This is a genomic window from Streptomyces sp. XM83C, from assembly GCF_023072675.1.
GTDB lineage: Bacteria > Actinomycetota > Actinomycetes > Streptomycetales > Streptomycetaceae > Streptomyces > Streptomyces thermocoprophilus.
On the sequence record NZ_JALLGL010000641.1, the window covers coordinates 1 to 763 of the forward strand.

The 763-nt window shown below is 78.4% G+C and carries 1 protein-coding gene; it reads right to left on the bottom strand.

The features are described from left to right. Nucleotides 1-70: 70 nt before the first annotated feature. Nucleotides 71-595 carry a DUF6083 domain-containing protein gene (locus tag MTQ10_RS30875; RefSeq protein WP_247474123.1) on the bottom strand — a complete coding sequence of 175 codons (525 nt, stop codon included), beginning with the start codon at nt 593-595 and terminating at the stop codon, nt 71-73. Nucleotides 596-763 lie beyond the last annotated feature (168 nt).

The following is a 763-nucleotide window of genomic DNA, read 5'->3' on the forward strand; positions in this document are numbered from 1 at the left end:
GCCCCCGGCACCGGCACCGGCCCCGGCGGACCTCGACCGCCGGACGGCGAAGGGCCCGGAGCCCCTCCGCTCAACCCGTGTCCGGCAGGTCTCCGGGAAAGCCGGCCACGATGCCCTCATCGGCCCGCTGCCGGGCGAGCCGCGCGTTGCCCGCACGTACGGCCGTCAGCCACCGCCACGGCTGTATCTCGTCCAGCGTCAGGCCCGGGCAGGCCAGCTGGTGCGGAATGCGGCAGGTCGTGCCGGGCTCCGGCTCGTCCAGGCCGCCGTTCCAGGCGGTGCCGTTGCCGTCCAGGTGCCAGCGGTGCCCGCCGGGCACGAGATGGGCCGGCACGGACAGCCGGGGCTCCAGCAGCACGTACTGGCCGGAGTAGGTGGGGCGCCGGTCGCCGGGCAGTCCGCAGTGCGGGCAAAGCGGCGGGGCGGGCGGGGCCGGCCCGGTGGCCCCGTCACGGGCGGCCTGGGCGCGGTCCGCCGCCTCCCAGGGCCGCGGCGTGCCGGCGGGCGGCTGCCGGGCCGCGTCAGGTCCGGGCGCGGACAACGGGATCACGGTGTCGTGGTCGTAGTCGACCTCGTCGTCGCTGATGTCCCCCATGCGGATGAGCGTGCGGGGCGGCCCGGGTGCGACGGCAGGGCGCGCGCCGGTCGCAATGGGGCAGGCAGGGAGGTGACACGGGTGTCCCACGCCACGGCGGGGCAAGCGGGAGCGAGGCGGGAACCCGCGGCCCCGGCGGGGCACCGGCCCAGCACACCCCCGCCCGAC

Coding starts and splice junctions, on each gene's coding strand:
- MTQ10_RS30875 (WP_247474123.1), bottom strand. CDS start 595: ATGGGGGACATCAGCGACGACGAGGTCGACTACGACCACGACACCGTG.